The sequence below is a fragment of the Devosia sp. P2_G7 genome, assembly GCF_056403495.1.
Window position 1 is genome coordinate 1 of sequence record NZ_JBFUFI010000020.1, and the last position, 13,812, is coordinate 13,812.

At 62.0% G+C, this 13,812-nt stretch carries 9 protein-coding genes; 4 read left to right on the forward strand and 5 right to left on the reverse strand.

The window, feature by feature from the left end:
• Window positions 1-680 precede the first annotated feature (680 nt).
• Window positions 681-2,567: a DUF6538 domain-containing protein gene (locus tag AC1DWU_RS22240; RefSeq protein WP_477152205.1), complete on the forward strand. Its 1,887-nt coding sequence runs from the start codon at window positions 681-683 to the stop codon at window positions 2,565-2,567.
• Window positions 2,568-3,281: 714 nt separating this feature from the next.
• On the forward strand, window positions 3,282-3,518 hold the full coding sequence (locus AC1DWU_RS22245) for a hypothetical protein (RefSeq protein ID WP_477152206.1): 237 nt from the start codon (window positions 3,282-3,284) through the stop codon (window positions 3,516-3,518).
• Here AC1DWU_RS22245 and AC1DWU_RS22250 read toward each other — a convergent pair.
• From AC1DWU_RS22250 to AC1DWU_RS22270, 5 genes are read right to left on the reverse strand one after another with little or no spacing between them, the layout of a single operon-like run.
• Complete coding sequence (locus tag AC1DWU_RS22250; RefSeq protein ID WP_477152207.1) at window positions 3,511-4,146, reverse strand: hypothetical protein; 636 nt, start codon at window positions 4,144-4,146, stop codon at window positions 3,511-3,513. The genes AC1DWU_RS22245 and AC1DWU_RS22250 overlap by 8 nt on opposite strands.
• A gap of 48 nt (window positions 4,147-4,194) precedes the next feature.
• Window positions 4,195-6,876 (reverse strand): DEAD/DEAH box helicase, encoded by a 2,682-nt coding sequence (locus tag AC1DWU_RS22255; RefSeq protein WP_477152208.1) that lies wholly within the window; start codon window positions 6,874-6,876, stop codon window positions 4,195-4,197.
• Entirely contained in the window at window positions 6,873-8,552 is a 1,680-nt protein-coding gene (locus tag AC1DWU_RS22260) for a site-specific DNA-methyltransferase (protein WP_477152209.1), read from the reverse strand. Before AC1DWU_RS22260 ends, AC1DWU_RS22255 begins: the two co-directional genes overlap by 4 nt.
• Window positions 8,549-9,883 carry a hypothetical protein gene (locus AC1DWU_RS22265; RefSeq protein WP_477152210.1) on the reverse strand — a complete coding sequence of 445 codons (1,335 nt, stop codon included), beginning with the start codon at window positions 9,881-9,883 and terminating at the stop codon, window positions 8,549-8,551. The genes AC1DWU_RS22260 and AC1DWU_RS22265 overlap by 4 nt, the downstream gene beginning before the upstream one ends.
• Before the next feature lies 1 nt (window position 9,884).
• Window positions 9,885-12,728: an SNF2-related protein gene (locus AC1DWU_RS22270; protein WP_477152211.1), complete on the reverse strand. Its 2,844-nt coding sequence runs from the start codon at window positions 12,726-12,728 to the stop codon at window positions 9,885-9,887.
• 138 nt (window positions 12,729-12,866) lie between these two features.
• Between AC1DWU_RS22270 and AC1DWU_RS22275 the strand changes: the two genes are divergently transcribed.
• Both AC1DWU_RS22275 and AC1DWU_RS22280 read left to right on the forward strand, forming a co-directional pair.
• Window positions 12,867-13,301, forward strand: coding sequence for a hypothetical protein (locus AC1DWU_RS22275; protein WP_477152212.1), 435 nt, complete (start codon window positions 12,867-12,869; stop codon window positions 13,299-13,301).
• A 94-nt stretch (window positions 13,302-13,395) separates the two neighbouring features.
• Complete coding sequence (locus AC1DWU_RS22280; RefSeq protein WP_477152213.1) at window positions 13,396-13,710, forward strand: hypothetical protein; 315 nt, start codon at window positions 13,396-13,398, stop codon at window positions 13,708-13,710.
• Window positions 13,711-13,812: the final 102 nt, after the last annotated feature.

The window sequence follows — 13,812 nt, forward strand, 5'->3', positions numbered from 1 at the left end:
TGCGGGTCGCTGCAGTTCAGGCGGAAACCATCACGGCAAGGACCGGTTCGCCGGTCAAGCCGCTATCACGCGAGGGTTGCTCGATGCGGAGTGGCCCAAGGGACGAAGCCTGGCACGCATGAGCCGGGCGGGAGCAACGAAGGCGGTGCAGGTGATCCGGCCGCCGACTGAGGTCCCCCGTTTCCCGCGATGCGGCAGGGGATGCGCCCCGGCCCTGGTGGCATAGGCCCAAAACCCCGGCCGGCCGGCGAGGCGTGAGCCTCTTTCATCTGCGGACTACCGCTACGGGGCAAACGCCTCGCCGGTCCCGCTTCGTCTTCCTCGAAAGGGGAAGGATCTTTGAAAACTCCGAAGCCGCAGGGCTGTCGGACCTGTTCGCTCGCCCGGAGCCATCCCCATCCACGGCGTCACCCCGGCGAAGGCCGGGGCCCATCCTGAGATGCCTCGGTTCCACCACCACGAGCCGAACCACCTCAGGATGGGTCCCGGCCTGCGCCGGGATGACATCGAGTGTGTGGATGCGTCACGACCCATAGGCCGTTGGCACTCAATTTGAGGAAAGAGAGGCTGGCTGGGGAACCTGGAGTTTCAGCGAAATCAGAACATAAGTCGAAAAAGCATTATAAATCATAGTAGTTATTGCGATTTCACGTGTTCCGATCTAGGAGTGTTCCGGTCGGGTGTTCCGATCTTGTGATCTGTCTGAGGCTCCCTTGTCGCGCAACTCCAACCTTCGCCGCCGTGGCACTTCCGGCAACTACTACGCTCGCATCTTCGTGCCGCTGGACCTACAGCCGGCGATGGGCAAGGCCGAGATCAGCGTCTCACTCCACACCAAGGAACTGCCCGAGGCGAAGCGCCGGCTGGTGCCGGTATTGGATGAGTGGGGCGCGCGGTTCGATGACATGCGCCGCCGCCAGACGCTCACGGACGACGACATTCAAACTGCCGTCTGGGACCACTACGCGGCCGCGCTCGTGGCCGACGATGACCAGCGTGCCGCGCGTCCTACAACTGCCGAGATCGAGGCCGCGATCGACGCTGTAGTGCTCGCGCCCAAGGTTGTGCACCCGGCCGGGCCGGGCATGTTCGACTCCATCAACTCGATGACCGAGGTAGAAATCCTCGCGAGCAGGGCAGGGTGGGACGCGAGGCGGAAGGCGGCGCGGCTTGCAAGGCTGCGCGGCGACCTGAGCACCGGCGACACCCGCCTGATTGAGCCCGACGCGGACGCCTTCCTCCACAAGCACGGTTTCTCGATCCAGAAGGGTGATCCCCGCTACCGCGACCTGTGCCTCAAGCTCATGCGCGCCGAGATCGAGCACCTTGACCGCTACGCCGAGCGCGAGCGTGGCGACTATACCGGCCACCCCAAAGACCCGATCATCACCGAGCCTGCCGTTCGCACCGACGCCACTGTGACCAGCACGCCCACCGAGACGATCATGGGACTGTTCGCCAAGTATGAGCGCGAGAACCCGAACGACATTCGACCTGAGAGTTTGAAGCAGGCCCGGCGCGACGTTCAGCACTTCGCCGACTTCGCCGGCTCCCGGACCCGCCCCTCGAAGGTCAGCAAAGCGATGGTGGGCGACTGGCAAGACCTGCTCGCTGACTACCCGGTGAAGGCGACCGAGACGAGCATTTTCAAGGGGATGTCGCCGGTCGAGATCGTCGCCGCCAACAAGGCACTCGACACCCCTAAGCCGACCCTCACCCGGCAGACGGTGCGGCGCTACATGGGCAGCCTGAGCGGCTTCTGCCGCTGGCTGGTGAGGCGCGGAGTGCTTGCCAGCAACCCCGTTGCCGACATGATGCCGAAGAAGGGCGAGCCGACCAACGCACGTGACACCTTCAAGGATGACGCCCTCAAGACGCTGTTCAGTTCGCCGCTGTTCACGACCGCCAGGGGCGAGCAGTGGCGCGACGTCGACAAGCGCGGCAACTTTGCCGTGCGCGACCACCGCTTCTGGATACCGTGGGTGATGCTCTATAGCGGCGCGCGGCCGGCAGAGGTTGCGCAGCTCTATGTCGAGGACGTGCGGCAGGAGCAGGGCGTTTGGATCATGCACATCAGCGACGAAGGCGACGGCGACAAGCGCACCAAAACAGCCGGCTCCCGGCGCATGGTGCCCATCCATTCGGCGCTGATCGCCCTGGGGTTCCTCGATCATGTCAAGCGGCAGCGCGCGGCCGGCGAGGTTCAGGTGTTCCCCGAGGTAGAGATTCCGAAGGAGGGCCAGATAGCGGCGACGTTCTCACGCGAGTTCAACCGCTATCTCACGAAGGTCGGGGTGAAGACTGGCCGCGATATTGTGACCTACAGCCTTCGCCACACCTTCATTGATCGCGCTCGAAAGCACTTCCTTGATGACGTGATCGCCATCGTTGTCGGGCACGAGACGGGCACGAACAAGAAGACGATGACGGGCGGCTATGGTGTCGAGGAGCAGGGCACGATGCAACTGCGGCGCGACATTGTGGAGTCCGTAAGCTATCCCGGTTTGCTATTGGCTTTCGCAATGCGCGCCGGCGAAGCGGTTGAAATCGTAAGCTCCGGCCCGTAGATGTTGCGATGACGGGGTGGCGTATGCGCAAGAAGTTGAGCGGCAATAAAGTGAAATTGGTGATGAAGCCATAAGAGCTGGATACATGCCAAGGCATCTGGAATACGACCTGATAAGCAAAGGCGAATATGTCAAGATTACAACATTCAATAGAGAGCACTGCAGACCTATTAGCTACGAGGAATTCACATCAAATGAAGATAGCCGTATCAACAGAATAGAGATATCGCGACCACTTGCGGAACGCATTATACAGTTTCTGATAATGGAAGACATTGGCACGCGCGGAAAAGCAGAGGGAATTGAAAGTGGCGCGTGGGATGGAAGGTATTCACGGACTTACTTCACCGTAAGATTTTCCTTGCACATCGTTGCCGGTAAGCGAGGTGGGTGGTTTATCCTCCAAAACGGCGGGCGAGAGCCGAGCATCCCTGACGAGTTCATTGAGTATGGGCCGATGCGAAAGTCTGGCCATCGGGATCATCGATATCGCAGGAAGCTTAGTCCGGCTGAAGTGGCCGAGGTTCGCGCCCTTCGCGCGCGCACTCCCTCCATCGAGCAGCTATACCGCTGGATTGTCAGAAAATACCCAGCCGAAGTCCTAAATCTCGACTGGTCTGGGAAGGGGCGACCTGCTGCGTTCGGTTAATAGTCGACCACAGGGATTCACATTTCGTTCTGGTTGGTGTATAGCATGTGGTATCTATATACCACATGGATCGCATGCTCTTCCTCGACCGCCCGACCGGCCTCTTCTCCCACGAGACAGGCCGCAGCAAGAAGACCATGACCAGCGGCTACGGCGTGGAGCAGCAAGGCACCTTGCAGCTACGGCAGCAGATCGCGGAGTCGGTGCGCTCTTTCGGCCTCGAGCTCGACGGCCGTGCCGCCGATATCCTTGGTGCCGCGGTGGATGCAGACCCTCAGACCGCTCACCGACACCTCACCTGAACGCCGCCTCGATGCCGCGCCACTCGGCTTCGTGGGATCCTTCGTGGTTGGCCATTCCCGGCTTGGTCAGGGTGCGGGTAGGCTTGGCGTAGCTGTTGATGGTGCGCACCGGTTTCTCATGCCAACTGATGTTGAAGGCCCAGTAGGTCGGGAAGAAGTAGAGCCCTGCATGCGGCAGGTGGTCGTGGATCCACCATGCGAGCCTCCGCCAGTCGCCCTCCACCTGGAACTTGTCCCAGAAGCTCGGCACGACGATGCAGGCGGTCGCGCCCATGTAGCCGTCGCCATCCCGCTCGTCCCAGATGTGGGAAGCGTAGTTCCTCTCGTTCGAGGCGCAGGTGTAGCCGGCCTTGCCCGCATTCTGCATCTCGTTGCCGAAGCCGTTGACCTCTTTCGAGCGGAAGGCGGAGCGGATGGCGATGCGGCCGAAGCGGTCTTGGATTGGCTCAAGCAGCTCCTCGCAGAGCTTCCTCCCCGCTGCGATGGCGAGATCGGGGTCGTCCGGCACGTTGTTGTAGCCGTGGACCGACGCGATATCCGAAAACAGGAAGTCGCGCATGAAAAACGTCCTGGACAGGCGGACCCGGCCGAAGTCGGTCAGGGTGGTCACGGAAATGGGTTTCTTCATGATGTATGTGCCCGTAAGTAAGCGAGGCTTCGGTTGATCTTCGGCGTCCTAGGTTCTGCCATAGGTCCCGCGCAGCCCAGCGAGGGTCGTGCTCCCGTTGAGCGCGCTGTCGGGCACCAATAGGTAGGCCCAGGGTTTGCCGATGCCTTCGATCGACAGCCCGTTGGCGTGTCTGACCCACTCCGAGGCAGCCCGAGCTTTGTCGCGGACGATCGGATCGGCCATCTCGGTGTCCGACTTGACCTCGACGATGAGCTTCTCGCTTGAGGTCTCGACGACGAAGTCGGGCTCATAGGACTTCCCGGACTGATACTCGATGCTGAACTGCCCTGGGCTGGGCTTGAGCCACCGGAGAACGTCCTTCTCGAACTCCGAGTCGATCCGCGCCGCGAAGCGCCGCTCCGGGTCGGAGTGGAAGCGGTGGAGGTTGAACGGGCTCTTCCTCGAGCTGCCGAACAGGTGGCGGCGGGTCTCGGACAGCGGGCTCGCCGCGGTGTTGAGGTCAAGGACCTTCGCATTCGAGGCGGCTGCCACGGCGAACGGCTGCAGTGTGCGAAACGCGCGAACGACCTTGGCACGGTAGTCCGCCGGGGTCTCATGGTAGTGCTGCCGCATCTGGTCGAGGATCACGTCAGCCAGCTGGCGTCCGCGCACCAGGGCCACGTTTTCGACGTCGTCCTCTGTCGTCAGGTAGGTTCGCAAGTGGTCGAGCATCTGACCGGCGAGCCTGTAGAGCAGATCGGCCTGAGTATCGTAGTCGATCTGAGGGTTCTCGATCAGATGCCGGATAATATAGTTCTCGAGCTGGCTCTCCCGCACTCCCGATACGGCCTTGGCGAGTTCGCGCTGCGTATCGAGTCGGAGGTTCCTGATGAGGATCGTGTCCGAGATCGGCTGGAACCTGATGTGATCGAGGTTTGAGAGGTCGAACGGCTCGAACCAGAACGTCACATCACGACTGGGCAGGACCACGATCTCGGGTATCTCGATGGTGTTCTGCACGAGGCTGTCCGTGACTGCGGCTACCACCTTGTCGACATCGACCTCGACCATCACGCCATCGAGGGTGCCCTGCGCGGGCTCCATCGCACGCCGCACGTCGTCGGCGATGCGCTGGCGCACCTCCGGCAATCTCAGGTCGGCGGCCTGGCTAAGCTGCCGCTCATATTTCCGTGCGATGAAGTCCAGCACCACCCCGGCGGTCTTCTGCGCCTCTGGCTGATCGAGGATGAACGGCTCCTGCGCGTCGCCGTCGTGCATCCCCGACTGCCGGCCTGTCAGCTGCGTGTCGAAGACAGGACGCACCTCGATCACCCTGCTGCCGATCTCCGGAACATCGCCACCGGGCCCGATGATGAGCTGCTTGACCTGCATGATCGAGTCGGCCGCTCGCGCTTGCTGGATCACGGCGTCGAACCGGTCGTGCGCGATGACGGTCAGCGTGTCGACAATCTCGACGCCGGTGCGAGCTCCATACGGAAGCCGAAGGCCGCGCCCCAGAGTCTGCTCGGTCAGGATGTCCGAGGCCGAGGCCCGGAGCGGAACGATGGTGAAGAGGTTGGTGACGTCCCAGCCTTCCTTCAGCTTGTTTACGTGGATGACGATCTCCGTCTTTGCATCGGTCTCGAGGCCGACGAGACGGGCGACGGCGTCGTCGCTTTCCTCGCCGCTGAGCTTGGAGTGGACCTCGACGACGAGGTCCTTGTAGGCACCGTTGAAGAAGCCGTCGCCCTGGACCACCTGCTTGATCCGACCTGCGTGTGCGGTGTCCTGAGCGACGACGAGCACGAATGGGTGGACGCGCTGCTGGCCCGTCTGCCGCGCGTAGAGCTCGAGCTCGGTGCGCACCTGTTCGTGGTAGTGCACGGCGTCCTCGAGCATGATCTGCTCGAGCTGGTCTTGGTCGAAGTCCTGGCGCCGGAAGTTCGCCCGTGTGGCGACGGCGGGCTCCTTGACGAAGCCGTCCTTCATCGCATCGCCAAGCCGATACTCGAAGATCACGTTACCGAACCGCTGCGACTTTGAGCCGACCGACTTCGGCGTGGCCGTCATCTCGAGACCCAGGATCGGCTTCAGCTCGCTGATCGCCTTCATGCCGGCGGATCCGCGGTAGCGGTGCGCCTCGTCCATCAGCAGCACCAGGTCGGGAAGGCCGGCGAGATAATCAAAATAGCTCTCGCCAATGGTCTCGCGGAGCGTGCGGATGCGCCCTTTATCCTTGTTGATCTTGTCGACGTTGAAGATGTTGATGATCGCCTCGTTGCCGAAGAGATCCGAACCTCGGACGCCGCGCCCTTCCTCCCAGGTGTCGCCGGTGACAATGATCGGGGGCGTCTGCGCGAACTGCGAGATGCCACGGAACACGTATTTCGGCGAGGTCTGCCTCGAGAAGTCCGCGACCAGCTTGTCGTAGATTGTGGTGTTGGGCGCCAGGACGAAGAAGTTCTTCGACCTGCCGGTCAGGAACAAGAAGGCGATGAACGCGCCCATCAGTCGGGTCTTGCCGACGCCGGTGGCGATGGCGAAGCAAAGCGAGGGAAAGCCGTGAACAAAGTCCTCGACGCTCGGGTAGAGCTTCTGGACCTCGGCGAGCGCCACCAGTGGATCCAGGCTCTTGTCGAACTTCACAGCCTGGATGAGGTTGGAAAGGATTTCGAGCGACTGCTCCTGAGGAGCGCGCAACGAGAGGCGCTGCGAAATCTGACGGAGGTGACGTAGCTCCTCGCTCATTGGTCGTTCTCCCCGTCATCGAACAGGGGGAGCGAGGCTGCTGGGCGGGAGCCGCCGGCCTTTGGCCGTTCCTGGGGCTCGTCGGAATCCTCCGCCTCTGGGAGGTCCTGGATGGCGAGGGAGTAGTCGTCGCGGCCCCACTCGCATTTCTTGAGGATGGCAGTGGGGATCTTGACGAGGGTCAGGTGGTCGAAAGCGTCGGGGTTGGCGCTGTAGGCCTTGCAGCAGATGAGAAGCGAGCGGTCGGGCCCGACATCGTCGGCGATCTTCTTGCAGGCGTCGTGGGTCAGCTGCTGGGTGGTGACGTAGATGAAGTCGGTCTCGGTCGACTGGCCGTGCTGCCAGTAGTTCTCGGCACTCTGGCTGGGTGCATAGGTGTAGCCCATGTGCCTGCAGAGAGCCTCCGCCAGCATCGCCGGGTTGTAGTCCTTGCTGATGACCCAGTTGCCGTATTTGTCCTCGCTGAGCAGCGAGGGAGCGAGACGGAAGAAGCGATAGCCGCCGCCACCTTGCCAGCCGGCCGCTTCGGTGACGCCGCCGGGATCGGCGCCATCGATCACCTTGTTGAGGCGCGGGACGATGTGGGTCTTCGCGTGCTCCCCGAGCTCGACCATGATCCAACGCCGGCCCATCTTGTGGGCGACCGCGCCAGTGGTGCCGGAGCCTGCAAACGAGTCGAGGACGAGGTCGCCGGGGTTTGAGGCAATCTGAATTACCCGTTCGACAAGCCTTTCTGGCTTGGGTGTTGCAAAAGGGGTTTGCCCCTCAAATAACGCTTGAATCTCGCGTTTGGCCTCCTGGCTGTGACCCACCTCCCCATGCGGCCACCAACTCCTAGGCACCATTCCGTCCTGCACTTCCTTCAGGAATAGTTTGACTGCTGGCGCATTGTCGCCCGATCCACCAAACACGACACGACCATCGGAAACCATCTTCCAGAAATCCGACTCCACCATTCGCCAATGACTGCCTTTCGGCGGTCGAATCTCTCTGCCGGAGGGCGTCTTGACTGGATACATCAGCCCTTCGTGCCGCTCCTCTGGTGCAAATATTGGCCCCAACCGCCAGGGACCTCTAGGGTCATTGTCCGGGTTTTTGTATTTAGATGCCGCCTTCTCATCACGCGGCAGCAAGTTTCTTACGCTCTTCCAATCGTTCCCTAGAGGTGCGTATACAAGAACGTAGTTGTGAGATGGCGATATCGCTGCAGCATTACTCCGCCCGTAGAAGTTTTCCCATACTGCGGAGCCAACAAAACAATCACGACCAAATAATCCGTCGCACAAAACTTTTAGGTAATGGGCTTCATTGTCGTCGATGACGATCCAAATGGACCCGGCGGCGTCGAGTAGGCGCCACAGATGCTCCAGCCGATCCCGCATCATCGTCAGCCACAATGAGTGTTCCAGCCCATCGTCATAGTGCTCGAAGGCCGAACCGGTGTTGTAGGGCGGGTCGATGAACACGCACTTCACTTTTCCGGCGTAGTCCGCCTCCAGCGCCTTGAGCGCCAGCAGGTTGTCGCCCTGGATCAGCATGTTGTTGAAGATGTCGCCGTCGTGGCGGGTCGCTGCGTGATGCGACAGCGCCGGATCCTCGATCAGGATGCGCGGCTCGAGTCGCGGACGGTCGTCCTTGCCGATCCAGGTCAGTTCGAGCTTCTGCCGCTTCGTCATGCGTCACCTTCTTGTTCGCCGGCGGACGCAAGCTCGTGTGGATCCGCTGCCCCCGCTTGGCCGCTCAACCGCCGAATAGCGTGTCGGATGAGTCGTGCCAAACGCCGGTTCTCGCTGCCGAGCGAAGGGATACTTTCTAGGCGTGCATCCAACAGCCTTACCGTCGGGTATTGGTCGAGCAGTGCGTCTACTGCTTCCTCCCGAAGCCGCTGCTGGTCACGCCGCTTCGCGCTTTCCTGCTGCGCGGCGGTTCGCAGGCGCTGCCTGTTCTCTTCGAGTCTCCCGTCTACCAGCAATGCGGGTGTTGGAGGTGGCAGTTTAAGCGGGGGCGGACTAGCAGGCATGAGCCGATCTCGTTCGCGCTGTGCCGCGACCGATGCCGCGATATCCTTTTTCTCCTCCGCGGCCCGTCGATCCGCTTCGCCCTTTGCCAATGTAACCGCTCGGGCACTACGCAATGCATCCCACTTGGCGCGGCGGCGCTCCCGGTCGCCCTCGATCCGGACCTTGCGATCATCCTCGCTCTCCTCGTCCGGCTGGCGCCGCTCCCGCAGCAGGCGCTCGGCGTCGCGGTTTCGAACCGGTCTGCGGAGACCGCCCATCAGGAAGTTGCCCTCGGCCCGCGAATAGACACGGTCGTAGGCAGTCCGCGCGACCCAGCGGACAGTGAACAGCTCCTCGACCTCGCCGTGGTTCTCCAGAGCCTCGAAGACATCGGCCTCAAACTGCACGCGCTCCTCGCGCATGGATGCCAAGCGGCGCACCAACCAGGCCGCTGCTGCCGACTGCTTATCCTCGAAGAACGTGATGCTGTCGGCAAGCTGGGTCCGCCGTTCGGGCGACGATTGCAGGTCGCGCCGTTCCCTTCGCATTGCCGCGATGTGGGCATCAGCGTCGGCGAGCACGCGTTCGCCCCTTGCCTGCTCAAGAGCCACGCGGGTAGTGATCTCGTCCTCGGCCTCTGACAACATGCGGAGATGCCGCAGGTCGCAGGTGCCGAGGAAGTCCCAGACGCGCATCTCCATGGCGCCGTCAAGATCCTCATCGGGATCGTCCAGCGCCTCTCTCGGGTTGGAGCTGCGCATGTCGAGGAAGGCCGAAGAGGCAAATGGGCCGAAGCAGACGCCATCATCGGTGATCGCAGCCACAAGCGTCTCCGTCCAGTCGCTCATCGGCGTGTTCATCGCGGCCCTAGATACCCGCAGCCAGCCGCTTCGGCCGCGCAGCACACGTCTGACCCAGCCCGGGCCATCATAGGTGTCGAGGTAGACGTCCACCTCGAACGGCAGCAAGCCGGAGTGATAGACGCGGATCGCACTGTTCGAGGGCATCTCACGTGACCGACCAGCGCATCGTGAACAAGTGCGAGGTCACAGGACGGGCGCGGAGGCTCTCCGCGATCTCGTCCATCATGTCGCCGACCTGGCGGCGGATTGCCTTTCGCTTCTCGAACTTACTGAGCTTGAGATCGTCCATGTCGCCCTCGCGCCGCTTGATCTCCCGACCGAGCTTTAGCTTCTCCTCCATACCAAGCTCGGGGGAGCGCCGCTGACGCTGCATCTCTTTGATCTCGTCCTCGATCGTGACGATCTGGGCGTCGAGTTCGACTTCCACGTCCTTGGCGTAGTTGTCGAGGCGCGCTTCCTCTTCGTCGAGCCAGCGCGCGTTCTCCTGATTGATCTGGCGGACGAATTCCTCGAGGTGCTCCTCCTCGACGATGCCGAGACTGCTTCGGTCCTTGGGCAGGCTGACGACGCTCTGGGCCACCGCTGGCACCAACAGCATGCGGTCAGCTGTGGCGGGCTCGATCATGGTGCCGTTGTCGTTGAGGCATGAGACGAGGATCGCGTCCTTGGGCGCGCCGTTGCGGGTCACGGTCACCCGCGAGGCCTGCAGCCAGCCCGACTGCCCCTTGAGGTTCGCCACGTCGGCGAGCTGGCCTGGGAACGGGTAGAGCGCCGGCGACAGCGTCAGCGACACGGCGGCACCTCTATGGTCGCGCTCCCGGGCGGCTTCAAGCACCTGTGTCGCGAGATTGCCGTCAGCGAGCCGAAAGAACTCCCAGCCCTGGTCATCGGCGTCCGGCCAGAGCGTGGTGTAGGTCTTGCCGTGATACTTGAAGCGGACGTCGTCCGACTTATCGAAAACCGCCTCAGGAAGCTCAGCACGGGTCGCCAGCAGCAGCCGGCGCGTATAGTCCCCGATCGCCTGCTGCACGCTTCCCTGACGATCCTTGAGGCGCGCAACCACATCCTGGTCGAGGTTCTCAAGCACCTTGGCACGCGTCGACTTGATATCGTCGTCGATCTTGCCCTTGAGGCTCTCGGTTAGCTCATCGAACTCGCGCTTGATGTCCTCGTCCGTTCGGCAGCGCTGCAGTATGTCGAGCACGGTGCGCTCGAAGTCGATACCGCGCTCGATGGTGCCGAGCACTTCGTCGCTAGAGCCGAAGACGCCCTCGAAGAGCTGGAACTTCTGCGATAGCAGCTCGTAGATGCGCTGCTCGGCCTGGTTCTTGAGGTTGAGCATGTTGACGACAACGACGTCGATCTTCTGCCCGTAGCGGTGGCAGCGGCCGATGCGCTGCTCAATGCGCTGCGGGTTCCACGGGAGATCGAAATTGATGACCAGGGAGCAGAACTGCAGGTTGATGCCCTCCGCGCCGCTTTCTGTGGCGATGAGGATCGTCTTGTCCGAACTCTTGAAGGCTTCGACGACGGCTGCCTTCATGTCAGCGCTCTTCGAGCCCGAGCGCTCAGCCCTGTCCGGGTGGCGTGCCTTCCACTCCTCATATACCTGTTTGCTAAGGGCATCAGAGTTGGACCCGTTCAACAGCACTGTCTGGCCGCCGTAGCCATTCCTAACGAGCAGCTCGTTGAGGTAGGTCTGCGTGCGCACGCTCTCGGTAAAGATCACGGCCTTGCGCGCACCACCGCGGTCGACAATCTGGTCTAGGACTGCGGGGAGCTTGCTGACCAGTAGCTCCCCCTTGGCGTTGCTGCCGATGGACCGAGCCAGTTTCAGATACTGTTGAAGCTCCAGGATCTCGAGGCGCAGCTTCTCCGGATCGATCGGTTCATCGTCGTCATCCAAGCTCTCGTCGGCCTCGTCGAGGAGCTCGTCAAAGGCGTCCAGGTCGTCGGTAACGTCCGTGCCAGCGCGCTGCCTATGCTCCAGCCGCTCGATAAGCTTTTCCAGATACTTACCCACTGCGAACGTCGAAGAACCTAGGATCTTCATTACCTGTAGGTGGACCAGCTGGTTCGGCTTGTTGCCGTATGCGACCGAGTCCTTGCGCTTCAGGAAGGCGGAGACGCTGTTGTAGAGCTGCACCTCATCCTGGGCGGGCTCGAAACTGAAGGTCTGGGCGTGGCGCTTGGTGAAGTTGATGTGGCCAGCCTGCTGCACCTGCTTGCGCAGGGTGCGGTGGCAGATCGGCACCAGTCGGTCACGCAGGGCCTCGAGGGAAGCTATGTTGGATCGGGTTCCGGCATAGAGCGTCCGGAAGGAGTCCTCACCGCCGAAATGGTCGTCGTCGATCACTGAGACGATGCCGTAGAGCTCCATCAGCGAGTTTTGCAGCGGCGTTGCGGTCAGCAACACCTTGAAGCGACCGTCCAGAGCTGCCTTTAGCTCTTTAGCTCTTGCGGACCCTCCCTTCTTGTAGACGTTGCGCAGTCGGTGAGCTTCGTCGATCACCACCAAGTCCCATGCGATCTGCCTTATCTCGTCGGCCTTCCGGGCCGCAAACTCATAGCTACTGATCACGACGCCGCGCATCGCGGAGAACGGCCTGGCGTGCCCCTTCGCCTTCCACACTTTGTATGTCGACGCCTCGACGATCGTGCTCTCGAGGCTGAACTTCTCCGCCAGTTCCTGCTGCCATTGCTTCCGCAGGGACGCCGGCACGATCAACAGGATCCGCCGCCGCTGCTCTGCCCAGCGCTGCGCGATGACGAGGCCGGCCTCGATGGTCTTGCCCAGTCCCACTTCGTCCGCCAGAAGCACGCCCTTCGACAGCGGCGAGCGGAGCGCGAACAGCGAGGCGTCTACTTGGTGCGGGTTCATGTCGACGCGCGCCGCAGCGAGCGATCGGGTCAGAGACTCATCGCCGGAACCGGCCAAGGTCAGGTGGTGTGCAAGGTAATGCCCCTGCAGCAAAGAATATGAAATCACTATCGCCCCTCAATGCCGGGCAGACTAATCGAAACCAGCTGTATCGCAACTGCGATCGGAGCTGCCCGTTCAACCCCAGCTCCCTTTCCCCTATCCTTCTATGTCGCTATGGTCGCGCCATTGGTTTGGAGGTTCCATATGCTTCGTCGTGCCTTGTTCCTGGCGGCCGTCCTGGTCGCCCCTCCCGTGCTGGCTGAGGCTCAGGTCAGCATTGGTCCAGGCAAGACCGGAGAGGGTCTAGTGGCGCGGAACACCGGCACGGAATCGCTCGTCGTCAGCAGCGGTCAGCTCAACTACCGCGACGACTGCGAGCTCACGGCGGTGACCTGGAAGCTGGGAACCCTCCCGCTCACCGTTCTGGGCGATCTGGACGCAGAAACCGCCTATCTCAAGGCTAATTTCGGCGCCGACAGTGTCATTAAGGCGGAGCTGGAGGTCGGGCCGGTGACGCTTAGACCGGGCGAGGACATCGGCATCAATGCAAATCGGACGCTTTGTGGCTCTGGCAATTCGACTGTGATCGCCATTTTGATCCGCACCGACCGCGGCGACTTCTCGTTCACCGCCCAGTGAAGCTGCTATGAGCGAAAGCGAGATCCGAGTGCAGCTAAGCGAGGATGAGCCCCACGCCTTTCGGGGCCTCGGTGCGCTAATAGAGCGTGGACTGATGGTCAAGAAGTTCGCGCTGTTCGCGGTGATGTGCCTTATCGTTGGGCTTGCCGGCACGGCCTACTACCAGTTCCAGCGCGCCGAGCGCTTCGGCGCCGCCCTGAGCGTTGCCTCGGACTTGCACTTTTACTTCCAGCAGAAGGCGGAGATGAACGGGCTCACTGAGGACTGCCGCGACAAGAGCAAGCCTCCCGGTCAGCAGACCCGCATCGTCTGGAAGGGTGATTGCGTCAACGGGCTGTGGTCACCCGTCGAGACGCGCGAGTATTTCGACAGCCTGCTGCCGGCGGGCGCGCCACGGCTGGGGGAATAGCCACCGCAACACAGGCTTGACGGCACCGTCGCCGCCGACAAGATACCGGAACCTTCTGGATCGAGCCCGCGCGGCTGATCCGTGACCTGCCGCCCCATGAAG

What these genes read in the sequence shown, in the direction of transcription:
- AC1DWU_RS22245 (WP_477152206.1), top strand. Translation starts at nt 3,282, where the DNA reads ATGGATCGCATGCTCTTCCTCGACCGCCCGACCGGCCTCTTCTCCCAC.
- AC1DWU_RS22250 (WP_477152207.1), bottom strand. Translation starts at nt 4,146, where the DNA reads ATGAAGAAACCCATTTCCGTGACCACCCTGACCGACTTCGGCCGGGTC.
- AC1DWU_RS22255 (WP_477152208.1), bottom strand. Translation starts at nt 6,876, where the DNA reads ATGAGCGAGGAGCTACGTCACCTCCGTCAGATTTCGCAGCGCCTCTCG.
- AC1DWU_RS22260 (WP_477152209.1), bottom strand. Translation starts at nt 8,552, where the DNA reads ATGACGAAGCGGCAGAAGCTCGAACTGACCTGGATCGGCAAGGACGAC.
- AC1DWU_RS22265 (WP_477152210.1), bottom strand. Translation starts at nt 9,883, where the DNA reads ATGCCCTCGAACAGTGCGATCCGCGTCTATCACTCCGGCTTGCTGCCG.
- AC1DWU_RS22275 (WP_477152212.1), top strand. Translation starts at nt 12,867, where the DNA reads ATGCTTCGTCGTGCCTTGTTCCTGGCGGCCGTCCTGGTCGCCCCTCCC.
- AC1DWU_RS22280 (WP_477152213.1), top strand. Translation starts at nt 13,396, where the DNA reads ATGGTCAAGAAGTTCGCGCTGTTCGCGGTGATGTGCCTTATCGTTGGG.